Source organism: Erythrobacter sp. Alg231-14 (genome assembly GCF_900149685.1).
Taxonomy (GTDB): Bacteria; Pseudomonadota; Alphaproteobacteria; order Sphingomonadales; family Sphingomonadaceae; genus Erythrobacter.
Map to the genome: position 1 here is coordinate 378,068 of NZ_LT702999.1, position 18,295 is coordinate 396,362.

An 18,295-nucleotide genomic window follows, 5' to 3' on the forward strand; every position below is an offset into this window, starting at 1 on the left:
AATCAATATTGAATGAGAACGCGCCGCTAACAGCGAGCAATCTCTTCCTTAAGTCGCAATTTCTGCTTCTTAATTTCCTGGATCATTACCGCGTCTGGCACCGGGCGGGTTTGTTCATCGCGGAGCTGCGCTTCGAGCCCTGCGTGCTTCGATTGGAGAGCGTTCATGTGAGATGATGCTGCGGTTGATGCCATTTGCGTGTCTCCTATTTCACTGGATCGACCATCACACCATGTGTGTGGGCCAACTCCGGGGGAGCGACTCGGCACAAAGCGGCCGGGCCGCTGATCACGAATTGATCACACTCAAGCTAACTTGCAAAGGGCTGATTAAAGATGAATCGCCGCCTGTGCGTGTTTTTGCGACGAACTGCTGGTTTTCTGAACGCTCACACGGGACTCCACATAGGGTCACCACCTATCCAACGACGGTGGCACCAAACCGCTAATGCGCAAAAGAGCGTAGCGGTTTCATTGAAAATACCGCATATCGCGCGCGCCCCTTTGATTGATCAGGCGAGTTTTGACAGCAATGAACGAGCAAGAATTGCAGCACCGGTTGGAACTGCTCAAATCTGAGCATCGCGACCTGGACGCGGCGGTGGAGGCTTTGACTCTTGCTGGATCGTCCGATCAGCTTCAGATTGCGCGGCTGAAAAAGCGTAAGTTGAGACTAAAAGATCAAATATCAATAATCGAAGACACTTTGCTTCCAGACATAATTGCCTAATACTTCCAGGATCACTTAATTATATCTATGTCATAGAATTTGATTGCGCACATCGAATTATTACTTACACCCGCGTCGAAATTCAAATTATCGTTAATATACGGCACATAATGTTCCGTTCCGGGACGCAGAAAAATCCTATCAGGATAGTAACCATAGTCGGCTGGCTTTGCGCACCGTTGGAGCATATCGAAACCGACATATGACACGCACAACGAACCTTTCACGCCCGATCATCGAGGCTTTGTACAGCGAGGCCTTGGTCCTTGCTGATGATGTTCGTGCCGTGTTCGCATTGGGCGTTCGTGAGCCAGAGATAGGCGAAGACGCGACGGTACGTTTAGCTCTGTCCACCGAAGGACTGAAGACAACGACCCGGATGATGCACATCCTCGCCTGGTTGTTGAATCAACGGGCGTTCTTTTCCGGCGAACTCAGCGAAAACCAAGTGCGTCGTAACGGAACCCTTCCGTCTGATCGCGAAACAGACCCAAAGGCGTTGAGCTGTCTTGAGCCAGAGACCTGCGAGTTGATCGCGGAAACTGAACGTCTGCACCAAAGGATCGCCAGGCTTGATGAAGCGTGGCGCAGTGGGTTCGAAATGGCATCACCCGCTCGTGCCATCCATTCGCGTTTGGAACGCCGGCTTTCCGACCTCGGCTAAACGGCCGACAACGCTTTTTCCCATTGGGCAAGCCGCTCACTGCGTGTCGCATTCGACATATTCGGCGTAAACGTGGTGAGCTTTCCGCGCATCGCATCGCTGGCACTTTCAAGATCAGGGTACAGCCCCGCCCCTGTCGCGGCCAACATTGCAGCACCCAAAGCTGTCGTTTCGACAAAGTCTGGCCGCTCTACCGGGACACCCAAAACATCGGCCAAATCCTGAGCCATCCAGTCGTTCGCGGCCATGCCGCCGTCGATCCGCAAAGTGCCCCATGCCGTGCCATCGGCAGCAAAGGCTCTCGCCAAATCGTGCGTTTGATGCGCCATCGCCTCCAACGCGGCCCTTGCGATCTCGGCCTTGCCGCTAGCGAAGCTCAATCCCGTGATCACCCCGCGCGCTTCGGCATTCCAGTGCGGCGCACCCAGCCCCGACAAGGCTGGGACTATGGTGACCCCTGCGCTTGTTTCAATCGATCGCGCCAACGCCTCGGTTTCCTTAGCCGTTTGCACGATCCCAATTGAATCCCGTAGCCATTGCACCAAGCTGCCAGCGACAAACACCGATCCTTCAATGGCATAGGTCCGTTTGCCATCGATTTGGGTCAAAACCGTGCCCAACAACCGGTTTGTCGAATGCGGAATGGTTTCGCCTTGATTGGTTAGAACGAATGCTCCGGTGCCATAAGTTGCCTTCGTCTCTCCGGGCGAAAGACATGCTTGCCCGATTGTCGCTGCCTGTTGGTCGCCAACCAAACCCGTGATCGGGATGGCGCTGCCGAACAAGCCGACATCGGTCTGAGTAAGGTCTCCGGACATATCGGTCACTTTTGGCAATGCGGACATCGGCACCCCAATCAAATCGCATAGCCCCGCATCGAATCCCTCTCCGGCCAGTTCCATCAGCAAGGTTCGGCTGGCGTTGCTGGCGTCGGTGATGTGAGCAGCACCCCCGGTGAGTTTGTAGACCAACCAGCTCTCTATGGTACCAAATGCCAGCGTGTTCGCATCAGCCGCGGCACGAACCTCCGGAACATTGTCCAACATCCAGCGCATTTTTGTGCCGGAGAAATAGGGGTCCAACAATAGGCCAGTGCGGCGTTGCACGTCGGTTTCATGGCCGGCTGCTCGCAATTCTACACAGAGCGGTTCAGTGCGGCGATCCTGCCAAACGATCGCATTGGTCAACGGTTCGCCCGTCGCGGTGTCCCAAGCAACAACCGTTTCACGTTGATTGGTGATGCCGATCCCTGCGATCATCGCCGCACCGCCAGATTTGGGGATGACAGCGTTCGCGCATTTCAACGTCTTGTCCCATATCTCCGCCGCGTCATGTTCGACCCAGCCGGACTGCGGATAATTCTGCGTCAATTCTTCTTGCGCGCTTGCGACCAAGACACCGTCGCTTGCAAACAACATTGCACGGGTGGAGGTGGTGCCTTCGTCTAGGACAAGGATGTAGTCAGACATTCAATTCTCCAGAAATGCCGGGCGACCCGCGACACTCAAACAAAACTCGCAATCGACTTCTGCCATTCTCCGCTTCATATACAACCCCATGGCAGGCATTCCCCCTAAACCGTGGCCGACCGGGCTGGCGGATCAAGTCGAACCTTTGGTGCTGCGCGTTCTGGCGCCCAACGCTTCTCCTTACACTTACACCGGGACACAGACTTATGTGGTCGGACCACAAGACGGGCCCGATTGCGCGGTGATTGATCCGGGGCCGAACGATCCAGAGCATATCGAGGCCATCCAAGCCGCCATTGGGCCGCGCAAAGTTACCGCGATCATGTGTACCCACACCCACCGCGACCATTCACCCGCAGCCGCGCCACTGACTCAGCAAACAGGCGCGCCCATCGTGGGCTGCGCACCGTTGGTGCTAAAAGTGGATGGACCACGCTCTGACGAGGCTTTTGACACCACGTATGAACCCGACCGCGTGATGGAAGACGGCGAGCAGATGCGCGGGACCGGATGGACGTTAACCGCCGTCGCAACGCCGGGTCATACATCAAACCATTTGTGCTTTGCTTTGGAAGAAAGCGGCGCGCTATTCACCGGCGATCACGTCATGGGGTGGTCCACCAGCGTGGTGATCCCGCCTGATGGCGATATGGGCGATTATATGGCGAGCTTGGATAAACTGCAGGCCCGCGAAGACGTCCGTTATCACTCCGCCCATGGGGCCGCGATTGAAAAGCCACGTCAATTGGTGCGCGGCATGATCGGCCATCGCCGCCAGCGTGAGAACCAGATTGTACGGTTAATGACCGAACGCGCGCGGCCTGTATCAGATTTCATTCCTGACATGTACAAAGGTCTGGATGAGCGCCTGATCGGTGCGGCGGAAATGAGCGTGACGGCGCATTTGATTGACTTGGAAAGACGCGGTTTGGCGGTGATGGATGGATCAGAAGAAGGGGAAATTTGGCGCGTGATTTAGGCAGGCTGGGTTAGTATTATTCAGACGGCTGAAATTGGGATTGGACGCGGACCTAGCCGAACTCCCCCTTAGCAAACGCCTCTGCCAGCGCGAATTTCTGGATCTTGCCTGAACCTGTTAGCGGGAACTCTTTGAGCCACACCCAATGCGCAGGGGTCTTTTGCGGTGACAGTCGCTCGCGGATAAAGGCTTTTAACGCATCGTCATCCGGACGCTCTGCCCCGTCCGCCATCCGCATAAAACACGCGACAATCTCGCCCCATTTGTCATCCGGTACACCGGCGCAGGCGACTTCGGCGATGGCGGGATGCTCCAACATCGCAGCCTCAATCTCCGCCGGAAACAGGTTTTCGCCGCCGCGAATAATCATCTCTTTCACTCGGCCTGTGATCCGCACGTATCCGCGAGCGCACATCGTGCCCAGATCGCCAGTGTGCAACCAACCGTCTTTGTCGATCGTCTCAGCAGTCGCCGCCGGATTGTCGTTGTAGCCGACCATCATGTTGAACCCGCGCATGCAAATCTCACCCTGTTCATCCACCGCGCAAACCGAATTGTCCGACGGCGAGCGGATGGCCACCTCCATATGCGAGCCCGCCTGCCCAATTGTTTCGGTCAAATCCGCGCCAGTATCGTTGGGCCATGCCGCCGTGATCGTGGGGGATGTCTCTGTCTGACCGTAAACAATCAGGATCGGTACGCCGAAAACCTCTTGCGCCGCGCGGTTCAATTCCGGTTGCACCATTGCGCCGCCGCTGATCACTTGTTGGATCGCAGATACGTCGGTTCCGGTCGCCCTGGCCGCTTCGATAACGGCAAAAATCATGGTCGAAACACCGCCCAAAACTTCGGGTTTCTCGCGTTCAATCGCTTTGGCAACGGCAACGGGATCAAACACGGACACCAACAGCAATGTCGCGCCGTGCGTCAATACGCCCAAAACACAGACTGCGCTGCCCGCTGTGTGGAATAGGGGGAATGGGCACATAACAGTTTTGCTCGCCGCCAAATCCCACCGCGCGAACACATCGTAATTGCTTTGGACCAAGCCGTGTTGGTGCAACAGGACCCCTTTGGGAAAGCCCGTGGTTCCGGACGTGTATTGGATCATGCAAACGTCATGCGGCTTCGTCGCGCGCAGCTCTCCATCGCTTTCTCCTGAAAACAATTCGGCGTGATCTTCGATGTCGATGACGAAATCTGACGCCGTGGTGCCAACGGCCGCTTCGTCTACGACGGGACGCAGCGCACTTCCGCGCACATTGGGTTGGTAATAGACCGCACCCGCGCCCGATTGTTCCAACACATATCTCACTTCGCGTACGGTGAAAGAGGGATTGACTGTCACCAAAACAAGGCCCGCCATTGCCGCACCCAATTGGACCAGCACCCATTCCGGGCAATTGCCGCCCATGATTGCGATCCGCGTGCCCGCCTGATGCCGCGCCGCCAGCGCACGACCGCATCGTTCGGCATCTTGGAGAAGTTGTGCGTATGTCCACTCACGCCCGAGCGTTCCATCGGCCAACAATTCGCGCAAAGCCTTTGCTTCGCCTTGCACCGCAACCTTTTCGCGCAGCACCTGTTCGATGGTGCGCTCACAATATTCGGTGTCCGCCTGTGCCGGGCAATAGGCTTCCGTCAGATTGAGTGCGTACATTCAAGATTCTCCCTGAGAAGAGGCTAGCACATTAACAGCGTAAATCGCTCGCAAATCGACGCATTAATCACTACATTGCACGTAAGATTGTTATTGAGGATCACACGATGAGCATCGAAACCAAAGTTCCTAGCGGCGATGATCTGCACGCTGAAATCAACCGCCTGCGCAAAGAACGCAACGCAGTGATCCTCGCGCATTATTATCAGACGCCCGATATTCAAGATATTGCCGATTTCGTGGGCGACAGCCTCGAATTGTCGCGCAAGGCTGCCGAAACCGACGCAGACGTCATCCTATTTTGCGGCGTCAAATTCATGGCTGACACAGCGAAAATTCTGTCGCCTGAAAAGACCGTTATTCTGCCTGACATGGATGCCGGCTGTTCGCTCGAGGACAGCTGTCCGCCGGAGAAATTCAAGGCCTTCCGCGAGGCGCATCCCGATCACATCGCGCTGACTTACATCAATTGCTCAACCGAGGTGAAGGCGTTGTCAGACATCATCGTCACCTCCTCCAGTGCGGAGACTATCCTTGAGCAAATTCCGGCCGATCAGAAGATCATTTTCGGTCCCGACCGCCACCTAGGCGGATGGTTGAGCCGCAAGTTTGACCGAGAAATGTTGCTGTGGCCCGGCGTCTGCATCGTCCACGAAGCGTTCAGTGAAACAGAACTGCTGAAGCTGAAAGAGAAGCACCCCGGCGCGCCGATTGCCGCTCACCCAGAATGCCCACCCACGATCGTCGATCACGCCGATTATGTCGGTTCCACCAGCGGTATTTTGAAGTTCGCGCAAGCGTTCGAAGGGGACACTTTGATCGTCGCAACAGAGCCGCACATCATGCACCAGATGGAAAAGGCGCTGCCGGAAAAAACCTTTATCGGCGCACCAGGTGCGGACGGAAACTGCTCATGCAATATCTGCCCGTACATGGCGCTCAACACGATGGAGAAAATGTACACCGCTCTGCGGGATCTGGAACCGAAGATTGAGATCGAAGAAGGCATGCGCTTAAAGGCAAAAGAAAGCCTCGACCGGATGCTTGGCATGGCCAGCGGAACTGTCGGGCTGGGCGATTTGGGCAAGGTGCCGTTTAGTGCGCCCTAACCTCTGGGCAGCCTTGCTAGCCTTAATCGCCGCATTCGCGATGAGCGCATCGGCATACGCCCAGAATGAGCGCTATGAGGCTGGGCAAGTCTGGGCATTTAGTGACAGAGGAATTGACGAAGGGGCCTTGATCAAAATTCAAGAAGTCGGTCAAATTGGCCCCAAAGATGAACCGATGACTGTCTATCACATTTCAATGATTGGCATCGCAATACCGGGGCAAAGTGATCCAATTGAGATCAGCCATATTCCAGTTTCTCGCGAAGCTCTCGATGCGTCGGTTACTGCCGAAGCGAACCGAGACATTGAATTCCCTGATTATATGGAGGGTAAGCAAAACTGGGAGGAGGCGAACGGGGGCGTCTTCACAATTACACTATCCGAAATAGCATCCTTAATACGAGATCAAATAGCGCCGCAATTGGCCGAAGAAGGCATAGCTTTAGGCGGCTAGGTTAGGCTGGGCTTGGTGATTTGCCCTCCACTGCTTTCTTCTGAGTAGCCCGCGCCGCCACCAGCGCGCTCCCCAATAGCACCATGCCCACCATATCCAGAGGCGTCAGTACTTCGCCAAACACCAAATACCCTATCACCGCTGCGATGGCGGGTTGGGTTAGCAATGCGAGGCCGATGATGAGCGGTGGGAAATGGCCGAGAGAATAGACCAGCAGCCCCTGCCCAATCAGCTGACTAGTGATGAACAACGCCACCACCGGCGTCCAATCAGATGGCCAAATCGGTTCTCCCAAAAACACCGCGAGTCCTAACAATGCGGGGCATGCAAACACACTTACCCAGACCAACAGGCTCCACGCACCAAAGCGCGAGCGTTCTCCCTGCAGGGTCAGCAAATACACTGCGTAAAGCAGACCAGCGATGACACAAAATAGATCGCCGACAAATGTCTCTGTCGAAATCTCAAGGCTGCGGCCCAGCAAGATGCCCGCACCCGACAACGCAAAAACAATCGCCAGCCACTCCAGCCCGCGCGGCAACATCCGCGCGACAACAAACCCCCAAAACAGCAGGATGATCGACCCGGCATTGCCAAAAAGGGTCGCATTGCCCAATCGCGTCATGCCGATCCCGATGTGCCAACTGGCAAGATCACTGGCGAATGCCAGTGCCCCAATCGCCACCAACACCATCGTCCGCTTTGGCATTCCGGTCAGTTTTTGTCCGGCAACCTTGGCGAAAACGATCAGAAAAGGCAGCGCGAGAAACAAGCGCCAGAACGCCGCACTTACCGGTCCCGTATCGGTCAATCGCACAAGCCAGGGCCCCAATGCGAGCGCGATATTACCACCCAACAAAGCCAGTCCCAAGAGCAAGGCGTGCCCTTTGCCAAGATTTGCTTTTGATAGCCTCTTCATTTCCATACTTGCGCCGTAGCTCGCCTGTCGCCAAGTGAATAGGAAAGTTAGAAGTTACACGTCAAAGATCAGAGGATATCTTCAATGCATGACGCTCTTTTACAGCCGCTCAAGATGGGTGCGCTTGAAGCTAAGAACCGCATTTTCATGGCCCCACTCACGCGCGGTCGCGCGGCGGATCCGATGTTCACACCCAATGAAATGATGGGCACCTATTACGAACAGCGTGCAGGCGCCGGTATGATCTTGACCGAAGCAACCGGGATCAGTGTCGAAGGTTTGGGCTGGCCTTCTGCACCTGGAATTTGGAGCGATGAACAAACCGAGGCGTGGAAACCGATTGTAAATCGCGTTCACGATGCGGGCGGAATGATCGTGCTGCAGCTTTGGCATATGGGTCGGATCGTGCATCCCTATTTCTTGGGCGGCGAGCCGCCCGTTTCTGCCAGCGCCACTAAGGCCCCCGGCGAAGCACATACTCCCGAAGGCAAAAGCGAATATGCGACCGCCCGTGAAATGACCAAGGCCGACATTGATCGGACCATTGCAGATTACAGGCGTGCGGCAGAAAATGCCAAAAAGGCCGGCTTTGACGGCGTGCAATTGCACGGCGCCAACGGATATCTGGTTGACCAATTCCTGCGCGACAAAACCAATCTGCGCACGGATGAATACGGTGGTTCCCCCGAAAACCGCACCCGTTTCATGCGCGAAGTGCTCGAAGCGATTATCGATGTTTGGGGCGCGGATCGGGTCGGTATTCGCCTATCTCCCAATGGCGACTCACAAGGAACCGATGACAGCAATCCCGAAGCTACATTTGGCGCCGCAACACGGGTAATCGAAGAACTTGGCCTCGCCTTCCTCGAACTGCGCGAACCCGGCCCTGACGGAACCTTTGGACAGACCGACGTGCCCAAGCAAAGTCCGATGATCCGCGGCATTTTTTCGGGACCGCTTATCCTCAATTCCGATTATGGAGCGCAAGAGGCCGATGACGATGTAACAAGCGGCAAATGCGATGCGATCAGCTTTGGTCGCCCATATATCTCCAACCCTGATCTGGAAAAACGGATCGCAGCAGGCGCGGAGTTCAACCCGAACAAGGACGTCCCTAAAAGCTGGTACTTCCCCATCCCACAAGGGTATATTGATTACCCGACGTTGGCCGAAGAAAGGGCCGCAGACGCCGCGTAACTCGCCGTTTATTCCGGGGTCGCTGGTGTTTCTGGCGGCTCCGGTTGATCGGCGCTTTGCGTGCCATCCGCCGGTTCAACCGTCGTTTCGATGGTGGTTTCAACGGTCGTTTGACCGCCATCGGTTCGGCGTTGCTGCGTCGTAACCACAGAGCGCTCTGCGGGTGGAGAGGTCGAAGAGAGCTCTTCGAGCGGAATCATGTCGTCGCTGATGGTGCCGCCCAACACTTCGCCGCTGACAGTGCCGCCCGTTTCGGTGACCACTGCCTCTTCGGGCGCAGCTTCCTCTTCGCAACCGGTCAATACAACCATCGGCAGCGCGACGATCGCACTCAGTTTTAATAGACTTCTCATTATGTCTTACACGCCTTTTGCCGGGCCGCTTCCAACGCGCCGAAGAAGCCTTCTGCGCGCGCATATAAAGCCGAATCCCATTCATCATTGGTCACGGTTTTGCCAAGCTTAGCCAAACTTGTGACGCCAAATTCCTCAATCCCGCACGGCACAATCCCGCCGAAATGCGAAAGGTCCGGGTCCAAATTCACAGAGAACCCATGCATCGTGACCCAACGGCGCACGCGCACGCCGATCGCGCCAATCTTTGCTTCTTTGCCATCTATGTCACGGGTCCAAATGCCGACGCGCCCCTGAGATCGCCATGCATCGACACCGAAATCGGAAAGTGTATCGATCACCCATCCCTCAATTGAATGGACAAAACAGCGAACATCCTTACCCCGCTTGCCAAGATCGAGCATCAAATAGCCGACGCGTTGGCCCGGTCCGTGATACGTGTACCGGCCGCCCCGACCGGCTTCAATCACGTCGAACTGAGGGTTGATTAACTCTGCCTTATCCGCGCTGGTTCCGGCAGTGTAGACCGGTGGGTGATCCAGCAACCACACCTGCTCCTGCCCCTTGCCCGCGGCAATGGCCGCATTGCGTTCGTCCATTTGGTTGAGTGCATTAGCATAAGGCACAAGGCCACTCTCACGTCGCCATTCGACGCTTAACGCGCTGGTCAATGGGGTCAAATGAGGAGCTGTGCTTGCCATAGTTCTTGGGTGGGGGCATTGAACCCTTAGATCAAGGGCGAATTGTGCCCGGCCAATCAACTCGGCTGTAATTGAGGCCGCGCATGTCACAATGGGCGGGACCGAAATGCAAAGGCCAAAAGCGTAGATAGGGGAAGTGCGTTGAAACTCGACATGGGCAAAGCGTGGGACGATGCAGTTGCGCTGTTGATGGGCAATTTGGGCCTAATCGCGACCGTATTGGGCATATTCTATTTCTTGCCGGCTTTCACGATTGCGCTGCTTTTTCCTGAAATTTCGAACCCTACTCCGCCTGAGATACCACCCGGCGCATCGCCCGAGGCGGCGATTGAGATCTTTTCAGGGTATATCGGAGATGCCTATGCGGGCGCTTGGCCGTTTTTGATTATTGGATTGTTGGCGCAGTTTGCTGGCGCCATTGCCACGCTGGCGCTGTTCTCTGACCGCGGCGCGCCAACCGTTGGCGAGGCGATCAAAACCGGAATTCAGGGCACACCCTCTTATCTTGCTAGCCAAGTGATCGTAATGATCGGGGTCGTTGCTCTGATCAGTCTGATCGGCGGTCTTGCCATAGCCATTTCACCGCTTTTGGGCATTCCTGTCATTTTGTTGATGGTCGTTGGCTTCGTCTACATCGCCATCAAATTGACTTTGGTCCCAGCGATCATCGGCATGGAAGGAGTTCTCAATCCAATCGCAGCGATGAAGCGCTCATGGGTTTTGACCAAAGGGAACTCGATTCTTTTGTTTGTGTTCTTTTTGGTGCTGCTCATCACTGTTGGGCTAATCGCCGTGATCTCCAGCATGGTGTTCGGGACCATTTTCTCAATTGTCGGCGGCACTGCTGGTCAGATCGGAACAAGCTTTTTCTCAAGCTTGATTGATGCAACTACGGGCGGCATTTTCTTGATTGTGGTTGCCGCAATCCATCGCCAACTTTCATCATCAACCGGCGACGTAGATGCCGAGACATTCGAATAAGCGCGCATTGATGTCCTCACCCACTTCGGAAAAATCAACAACCAACCCAATTTCAAGCGGCCGGATGGCGTTGCTATTTGTGGTCATGCTCGTCACCGCGGCGGGCAACACCGCGATGCAATCCGTGATGCCATCTATTGGCACCGCGTTGAAGGTAAACGACGTTTGGATCAGTTTGGCGTACAGTTGGTCCGCTTTGCTATGGGTTGTGTGCGCACCAATTTGGGCGCGGCGATCCGATAGACGCGGGCGCAAAGCGATGATGGCCTTGGGTCTGGTCGGTTTTGTCGTATCCATGGCTCTTTGCGGTGCCGCGCTTTGGGCCGGACTTTCAGGTTGGATGACTGCGTTTTGGGCTTTGATCGCCTTTGCTGCTGCGCGCAGTTTGTATGGCGGGTTTGGCAGCGCAGCCCCTCCTGCTGTTCAAGCCTATGTCGCCTCGCGCACGCCGCGGGCGGAACGTACCAATGCTCTATCCTTGATCGCGTCAAGTTTTGGACTTGGCACGGTTATCGGCCCAGCCCTTGCCCCATTGATGGTTCTACCGTTCTTAGGATTGGGCCTTACTGGACCGTTTATTTGCTTCGCCGCGATTGGCTTAGTGGCTCTGATCATCCTCCGGTTTCGGTTGCCCAATGACCAACCGCAGTTTGCCGCCAGAGGGCGCACTGCAGCGTATTCCAGCGGGCCGGGCGCCCCAACATTGCAAGAACACGGCAGCGGCGATGACGACGACGAGAACGACGCCAATCAAGACGCCGAACCAAGACGGCTAAAATGGTTTGAGCCGCGTTTGCGCGCTTGGGTGATTAGCGGTCTGGTTGGCGGCCACGCTCAAGCGATGGTCTTGGGCATCTCGGGCTTCTTAGTTTTGGACCGTCTTGGACTACGCGACAGTCCCGCCGAGGGGGCTGGCCCGGTCGGTCTTGTCCTAATGTCGGGCGCAATTGCGACTTTGTTGGCCCAATGGGGATTGATCCCACGGTTCAACCTTGGCCCCCGTGCTGCCACGTTGTCGGGCATTCTAGTCGCTGCATTTGGCGTGGCCATGTTGGGATTGGCGGGCAATCTGCATACGATCGCATTGGGCTATGCAATTGCCTCTCTCGGCTTTGGTCTGTTTCGTCCTGGAACCACCGCCGGCACATCGCTGGCAGTGACACGGGCAGAACAAGGGCAAGCATCGGGCGTCGTCGCCAGCGTCGCCGGAGCGAGCTTTATCTACGCTCCCGCCCTTGGCGTCTGGCTCTACAACATCAATGATTGGCTCGGCTTTGGCTTGATCATCGCCTTATGCTTTGCCGTGTTCGTCTTAGGGTGGCGCGGATTGGCGAGTGACTCATCGCTCACCGCCGAACGCGAGACATTCGAATGAGATCTATAGCAATTTGAGCACTTCATCTTGCGGGCGACAAATCGCGACACCCTTATCCGTTTCGACCAATGGGCGATTGATCAGAATGGGATCGGCCACCATTGCATCGATGACCGTTTGCGCATCCGCATCAGGTAGGCCGCGTTCTTCAGCGTCGGTCCCGCGCAATCGCAGCCCCTTTGCCGGTGTGATACCCGCATCCTTGTAAAGCTGTTCAAGCTTTGCAGCGGTTGGCGGGTTTTTGAGGTATTCCACAACGGTCAATTCGACGCCGTCACGCTCTTCCAAAATGGCCATCACTTTGCGCGATGTCCCACATTTCGGATTGTGCCAGAGTGTCGCTTTCATAGTTAGCCGATCCTTGTGATGGTGCGATTTAGATTGCCCTCCGACTAATAGATTTGAAGCAAATTGGCCACACAATCTGAAGCAAAATCTCCGATTGGGTGTTTTTGATAACTATTCTCAAAAGATTCCTTGCACTTGCGAGTAGGTTGCAATAGCGACAGCCGCATATTCGGAAGGAAACTTAATGACTCGATCGATTTCCCGCGCAGTTTTGCTGCTATCATGCGCGGCGGCTGCATTCCCTGTGACCGCGCAAGCCAACGAAAACACAGCGGAAAACAGCAACGATGGAGATCGCTCTGATATTATCGTGACGGGTGAAGTCTTGCAGTCGAGCCAGATCAATTCGGTCAAGACCCCGACCCCAATCATCGACATTCCGCAAAGCCTAACGATCACCTCGGATGAAGAAATCCTTGAACGCGGCATCACCAGTCTGGGTCAGATTGTCGACTACACGCCGGGCGTAAACACATCGCAAGGCGAGGGCCACCGCGACGCAATTGTCTTCCGGGGCGTTCGGTCAACAGCCGACTTCTTCATCGATGGCGTTCGCGACGACGTTCAATACTATCGCGGCCTATACAATCTGGAACAGGTCGAAATCCTGCGTGGTCCCAACGCTTTGCTGTTCGGTCGGGGTGGCACGGGCGGCGTTTTGAACCGAGTCACGAAAAAGGGTGTCTTGGGCGAAACCTTCAGCGGCGGACAAATCGCCATCGACACGTTTGGCGAATTCAGCATCCAGGGCGACATCAACCTTTCCTCGAGCGAGAACGCCGCATTTCGTTTGAATGCTTCGTATGAGAGCCTCAACAACCATCGTGATTTTTACGATGGTGAACGGATTGGCTTTAATCCGACCGCGCGCTTGGCCTTGGGCGAGAACACGATCCTCGACCTGTCCTATGAATATGCAAACCACGACAGGTTCATTGATCGCGGCATCGTCACTGGTGACGACGGACGCCCTGTCGAAGCGTTGCAAGACGTCGTTTTTGGCGATGAGGACAACAACTTCCTCGACCTCGAAGCGCATTTGTTGCGCGCCAACCTCCAACACAATTTCTCCGACAATTGGAAAGGCGTCATCACAGCTTTTTATGGCGACTATGAAAAGGTCTATTCCAACTTCTTTGCCAACGATTACGATCCAGCCACAAACCAAGTCGAACTGGATGGATACATTGACACCACGGAACGTCAGAATTTCATCCTATCGGGCAATCTGATCGGCGAATTTGAAACGGGAAGCCTTGGCCACACATTGTTGGTGGGCGGCGAATTCATCAGCACATCATCCGATCAGAATCGGTTGAACACACGGTTCGACACATCGGTGACCGATGTCGCCAATTTTGCAGTTGATGAAACAACCAACCCGTTCCCATTCTTTGGTTCACCACGAACGGACCGCGCCGTATTCGACGCAACGCGGCCGTTGAACCTGCGCGGCAATGTGGGCGTTTTGGCCGACGGGCGCACGACAACCAACAGCTTCAGCGACCTTAACGATTTCACGCAAGTCGAAGTGGATGTAATCTCTCTCTACATCCAGGATGAGATCGCGCTCACCGATTGGCTGAATATCGTAATTGGCGGACGTTTCGACAGCTTCGACATCGAAGTGTTGAATGTACCCGCTGCGGATCTGCGCACGCGCAAGGACGAGGAATTCTCTCCACGCGGCGGTCTGATCATCAAACCGATGGACAACATCTCCATCTATGCCAGCTATTCGGAGAGCTTTCAGCCGCGCTCTGGTGAGCAATTTGCCAACATCAACGGCGACAACAATGTATTGGCCCCCAACACGTTCACCAACCTCGAAGCCGGCGTGAAATGGGACTTCGTTTCCGGCCTCAGCCTGACCGCCGCCGTGTTCGAAATCGAACAAAGCTCTCCGCAGGTCGATGACAACGATGCATCTGCTTTCGTGGTCGTCGATTCCACCGTCCAGGGGGTCGAACTTCAGGTGCAAGGTCAAATTATGCCGGGCTGGTCCGTCTCTGCCGGATACAGCTTCCTTGATGGTGAACAGGTTACTCAGGCTGGCCCAACTGGTTTGCGTCCACGCGAGTTGCCGGAAAACATGTTCTCAATCTGGAACCAAGTGGAAGTCACTGATCGCTTCGGCATCGGACTTGGCCTGACGCATCAGGATGAGAGCTTCATCAACAACGGGAATTCGGCTGTGTTGCCGGCCTATACGCGGATTGATGCGTCGGCATATTACGATTTGTCGGACAATTTCCGGGTGCAAGTGAACGTCGAAAATCTCACAGATACGCTCTACTTCCCGAACAGCCATTCGACCCATCAGGCGACAGTGGGCGCGCCATTGAACGCCCGGTTCGCCATCACTGGGCGATTCTAAGCGGGATCAATCCTCGGATGCTTCGGGATTGGAAGCGTCCGAGGGCACTCTGAGAGCCGGAACATTCTGCGCCGCATCGGCCGCCTCTATACCCGGCGCCGGTGCGGCGCTTATGCTTTCACGTCGTTGGACCACCCGGCCAGCCCGCTCAACCGCGCGCATCAACCGCGGATACACCCCGCAGCGACAAAGGTTGGGAATAGCGTCTTCGATTTCCGCCTTCGTAGGTGCGGAATTGCGTTGCAACAAAGCCGCGCCCGCGATGACTATCCCGGGCGTGCAGTATCCGCACTGGATCGCTTGTTCGGCGACCATCGCTTGCTGCATCGGATGCGAACGATCGCGAGATAAACCTTCGATTGTGGTGATCAGGCGGCCTTCTGCTTCAGCCAAAGTGATGCGGCATGATCTAAGCGCAGTACCATCGACCAATACCATACAGGCGCCAACGCAATCGCCCCCACCACAGCTTTTCGTGCCGGTTAGGTTCGCGGCCTCACGCAGCGCGTAAAGCAACGGCATGTCCGGATCGAGATCGAACTCCACCGGACGGTCATTGATGGTCATGCGCGGCATATGCGCACCTTATGTCAAAACGTTGGAATTAGGCGCGCCAGCTGTCATCAATCTTATCGACGCGGCGTTTCCACGCTTCGAAGTCGAACATGCCCGCTCCGCCTTGTGATTGCATGACGTGAAGATCGCGTTGGTGCACATCAACGACTTCTTGCGGGACGATGTTTGCTTCGCCTTGTGAAAGTGTCGCGACTTGAATTTCGCAAGCCCGCTGCAATGCCCACATCTTCACAAACATCCCTTGGATGCCGCTATCCATGACAACGGGGCCATGATTGCGCAGCATCAAGATCGTGTGATTGCCGAGGTTTTGGACCAATCGTTCGCCTTCTTCGGCACGAACCGTCACGCCTTCAAAATCATGGTAGCCGATTTGATCCTGAAAATTGCAGGCATAAAAGTTTGTTGGGACCAGGCCATCTTTGTGGCTGCACACTGCCATTGTTGCGGTGGTGTGGACGTGGCAAATCGCATCTGCGCGACTACCCAAATGTTTGTGGAAATAGGCGTGCTGGGTGAAGCCGGCCTTGTTCACCATATAGGGTGATCCGCCAACATTGTTTCCATCGACATCGATCTTGACCAAGTTCGAAGCCGTCACTTCATCATAAAGCAAGCCAAACGGGTTGATCAGGAAAGTGTTCTCTTCCCCCGGCACTTTCAATGAAATGTGGTTGTAGATCGATTCGGACCAGCCGAGGTGGTCAAAAATGCGGTAACACGCGGCCAAATCTAGGCGCGCTTGCCATTCTTCTTTGCTGACTTTGCCTTCAAGGCTTGCGTCTGGCTTTAGCTGTGTTGCCATGGAATGATCCCTTCGGTCTGATATTTTGCCCGACCTTATCGCATGGTGGGCATCGGCTGCAAAAGGTTTTCGCGCATTGCCGCGATATTGGCCTGCAGGAGACGGCTATCAACCGGTCGCATTTCAAACAATCCCGCAATTCCTTTGCGTCATTTGGTCGCATTGAATTGCCACCTGTGCTCCATGCAGCTAGGCGCATCATTGCATGAAAGATGATGAAACCAGCTCGGCCCAAACTCCGGTAAATCGGCCGATTAATGCCAAACTGGCCAGCGGCAGCATCATCGGACACCTCATCGATCAAACGATGCCCGCGATTGTTGGCGTCGCTGCGATCATGTCTATTTCGCTGGTGGATGCGTATTTCATCGGCCAATTGGGCAGCGAAGAACTCGCCGCCATCTCTTTCATATTCCCTATCTCGGTTGCGCTCTCATCTTTAGGTGTTGGGGTGATGGTCGGGATCAATTCCGTCATCGCGCGCGCGCTGGGTGAAGGCGATGATGCCCGCGCGGCAAAGCGGGCAAATTTTGGTATTGTGTTCGCGGCGGGCGCAGGCGTGATGATAGGATTGATCCTGTTTGCATTGCTGGATCCGCTCTTTGCGCTGATGAACGCACCCGATCATCTCTTGGGCTTGATACGTATTTACATGGAGCCATTTGCTCTCGGTTTTCCGTTGATCCTGGCGATCATGGGTTTCAACGGTGTGCTTCGCGGTCAAGGGGAAGCGCGAAAGACCAGCACTATTTCCATTTCATACGCGGCTGCAAACTGGGTTTTGGACCCGTTCCTAATCACCGGCGCATTTGGTGTTGAAGGTTTCGGCATGGCAGGGGCAGCCTATGCGACGATTATCGGTTGGGTGATCGGCCTTACCGTGGCGGTCGTCTTGACCCGAAAATCGGCCATCCCGCTTGATTTTGGATTGTTGCGCAACACCAGTTTGGTCGATCCAGCGGCTTCGATCATGCGTGTCGCCGGTCCGGCGGCGTTCTCAAATTCGATCAACCCGATTGGTCTTTCCATCCTTACCGCTCTTGTCGCGCTCGAAGGGGAAGCCGCGGTCGCCGGATTTGGCGCCGCCGGAAGGTTGCAAAGTTTCGCAACTGTGCCTTTGCTCGCGCTGTCTGGGTCCATTGGGGCCATCGTTGGTCAAAATTGGGGCGCAAGCGAGTTTGATCGGTCTCGCCAAGCGGCTCTTTATGCCTTCGCGTTCTGCATCATTTGGGGCCTTGGAATTGCCATCGCGATGGTGTCTGGCGGAGAATTCCTCGCATATCTCTTTACGGAGGATGCAAGAGTGGTCGAAGAGTTCGCATTGTACCTCAACATTGCGGCGTGGGGTTATGCGGGATTTGGTCTGTTGATTGTTGCCAACGGCATTTTGAACGCGGTCGACAAAGCGTCCTTTGCACTCGCCCAATCTGCGGTTCGTGTCTTTCTGGTTATGCTGCCGGTTGCGTGGCTTTTAGTCGCAACTTGGGGAAGCGAAGCGATCTACACAGCCGAATTGGCAGCGAACCTGTTTGGCGGCGTTACCGGCGTCGCGTTGATTTATTGGGTGTTGGTCCGTCGCGCACCTGTCCGATGACGCCC

At 55.3% G+C, this 18,295-nt stretch carries 19 protein-coding genes; 10 read left to right on the forward strand and 9 right to left on the reverse strand.

Annotated elements, in window-relative coordinates:
• Positions 1-26: 26 nt before the first annotated feature.
• A complete protein-coding gene (locus tag BQ8290_RS01765) occupies positions 27-194 on the reverse strand; it encodes a YdcH family protein (RefSeq protein WP_337660902.1) in 168 nt (55 codons plus the stop codon).
• A 337-nt stretch (positions 195-531) separates the two neighbouring features.
• On the opposite strand from BQ8290_RS01765, the gene BQ8290_RS01770 reads away from it, so the two are divergent.
• Both BQ8290_RS01770 and BQ8290_RS01775 read left to right on the forward strand, forming a co-directional pair.
• Positions 532-729 (forward strand): DUF465 domain-containing protein, encoded by a 198-nt coding sequence (locus BQ8290_RS01770; RefSeq protein ID WP_108787113.1) that lies wholly within the window; start codon positions 532-534, stop codon positions 727-729.
• Between the two features lie 202 nt (positions 730-931).
• Entirely contained in the window at positions 932-1,393 is a 462-nt protein-coding gene (locus tag BQ8290_RS01775) for a DUF1465 family protein (RefSeq protein ID WP_108787115.1), read from the forward strand.
• Here BQ8290_RS01775 and glpK read toward each other — a convergent pair.
• Positions 1,390-2,862, reverse strand: a complete 1,473-nt coding sequence (glpK, locus tag BQ8290_RS01780; RefSeq protein ID WP_108787117.1) for a glycerol kinase GlpK — start codon at positions 2,860-2,862, stop codon at positions 1,390-1,392. The two genes, BQ8290_RS01775 and glpK, sit on opposite strands and share 4 nt — an antisense overlap.
• An 88-nt stretch (positions 2,863-2,950) precedes the next feature.
• On the opposite strand from glpK, the gene BQ8290_RS01785 reads away from it, so the two are divergent.
• Positions 2,951-3,841, forward strand: a complete 891-nt coding sequence (locus BQ8290_RS01785; RefSeq protein ID WP_108787119.1) for an MBL fold metallo-hydrolase — start codon at positions 2,951-2,953, stop codon at positions 3,839-3,841.
• Positions 3,842-3,893: 52 nt separating this feature from the next.
• On the opposite strand, the gene BQ8290_RS01790 is transcribed toward BQ8290_RS01785, so the two are convergent.
• Positions 3,894-5,501 (reverse strand): AMP-binding protein, encoded by a 1,608-nt coding sequence (locus tag BQ8290_RS01790; RefSeq protein ID WP_108787121.1) that lies wholly within the window; start codon positions 5,499-5,501, stop codon positions 3,894-3,896.
• A 107-nt stretch (positions 5,502-5,608) separates the two neighbouring features.
• On the opposite strand from BQ8290_RS01790, the gene nadA reads away from it, so the two are divergent.
• A complete protein-coding gene (gene nadA / locus BQ8290_RS01795; RefSeq protein WP_108787122.1) occupies positions 5,609-6,610 on the forward strand; it encodes a quinolinate synthase NadA in 1,002 nt (333 codons plus the stop codon).
• Positions 6,600-7,064 carry a hypothetical protein gene (locus tag BQ8290_RS01800; protein ID WP_108787124.1) on the forward strand — a complete coding sequence of 155 codons (465 nt, stop codon included), beginning with the start codon at positions 6,600-6,602 and terminating at the stop codon, positions 7,062-7,064. Before nadA ends, BQ8290_RS01800 begins: the two co-directional genes overlap by 11 nt.
• A 1-nt stretch (position 7,065) precedes the next feature.
• Here the strand turns inward: BQ8290_RS01800 and BQ8290_RS01805 are convergent, their stop codons facing one another.
• Complete coding sequence (locus BQ8290_RS01805) at positions 7,066-7,983, reverse strand: DMT family transporter (RefSeq protein ID WP_337661479.1); 918 nt, start codon at positions 7,981-7,983, stop codon at positions 7,066-7,068.
• A gap of 84 nt (positions 7,984-8,067) precedes the next feature.
• On the opposite strand from BQ8290_RS01805, the gene BQ8290_RS01810 reads away from it, so the two are divergent.
• The gene (locus BQ8290_RS01810; RefSeq protein WP_108787129.1) at positions 8,068-9,180 is read left to right on the forward strand and encodes an oxidoreductase; all 1,113 of its coding nucleotides are present in this window, start codon (positions 8,068-8,070) and stop codon (positions 9,178-9,180) included.
• Positions 9,181-9,188: 8 nt separating this feature from the next.
• On the opposite strand, the gene BQ8290_RS01815 is transcribed toward BQ8290_RS01810, so the two are convergent.
• Both BQ8290_RS01815 and lipB read right to left on the reverse strand, forming a co-directional pair.
• The gene (locus BQ8290_RS01815; RefSeq protein ID WP_337660903.1) at positions 9,189-9,533 is read right to left on the reverse strand and encodes a hypothetical protein; all 345 of its coding nucleotides are present in this window, start codon (positions 9,531-9,533) and stop codon (positions 9,189-9,191) included.
• Positions 9,533-10,234: a lipoyl(octanoyl) transferase LipB gene (lipB, locus tag BQ8290_RS01820; RefSeq protein ID WP_108787133.1), complete on the reverse strand. Its 702-nt coding sequence runs from the start codon at positions 10,232-10,234 to the stop codon at positions 9,533-9,535. The genes BQ8290_RS01815 and lipB overlap by 1 nt, the downstream gene beginning before the upstream one ends.
• A gap of 141 nt (positions 10,235-10,375) precedes the next feature.
• Between lipB and BQ8290_RS01825 the strand changes: the two genes are divergently transcribed.
• Both BQ8290_RS01825 and BQ8290_RS01830 read left to right on the forward strand, forming a co-directional pair.
• Positions 10,376-11,215, forward strand: a complete 840-nt coding sequence (locus BQ8290_RS01825; protein ID WP_337660904.1) for a hypothetical protein — start codon at positions 10,376-10,378, stop codon at positions 11,213-11,215.
• A 10-nt stretch (positions 11,216-11,225) separates the two neighbouring features.
• Positions 11,226-12,590, forward strand: a complete 1,365-nt coding sequence (locus BQ8290_RS01830) for an MFS transporter (RefSeq protein WP_337660905.1) — start codon at positions 11,226-11,228, stop codon at positions 12,588-12,590.
• A 3-nt stretch (positions 12,591-12,593) separates the two neighbouring features.
• Here the strand turns inward: BQ8290_RS01830 and arsC are convergent, their stop codons facing one another.
• Positions 12,594-12,938, reverse strand: coding sequence for an arsenate reductase (glutaredoxin) (gene arsC, locus BQ8290_RS01835; RefSeq protein ID WP_108787137.1), 345 nt, complete (start codon positions 12,936-12,938; stop codon positions 12,594-12,596).
• A gap of 184 nt (positions 12,939-13,122) precedes the next feature.
• Here arsC and BQ8290_RS01840 point away from each other — a divergent pair, with 184 nt between their 5' ends.
• Entirely contained in the window at positions 13,123-15,315 is a 2,193-nt protein-coding gene (locus tag BQ8290_RS01840) for a TonB-dependent siderophore receptor (RefSeq protein WP_108787139.1), read from the forward strand.
• 6 nt (positions 15,316-15,321) lie between these two features.
• Here BQ8290_RS01840 and BQ8290_RS01845 read toward each other — a convergent pair whose 3' ends face one another.
• Entirely contained in the window at positions 15,322-15,891 is a 570-nt protein-coding gene (locus BQ8290_RS01845) for a 2Fe-2S iron-sulfur cluster-binding protein (protein ID WP_108787141.1), read from the reverse strand.
• 28 nt (positions 15,892-15,919) lie between these two features.
• Positions 15,920-16,696, reverse strand: a complete 777-nt coding sequence (locus BQ8290_RS01850; protein WP_108787143.1) for a class II aldolase/adducin family protein — start codon at positions 16,694-16,696, stop codon at positions 15,920-15,922.
• Between the two features lie 205 nt (positions 16,697-16,901).
• Between BQ8290_RS01850 and BQ8290_RS01860 the strand changes: the two genes are divergently transcribed.
• A complete protein-coding gene (locus tag BQ8290_RS01860) occupies positions 16,902-18,290 on the forward strand; it encodes an MATE family efflux transporter (protein WP_108787147.1) in 1,389 nt (462 codons plus the stop codon).
• The last annotated feature ends 5 nt before the right edge of the window (positions 18,291-18,295 follow it).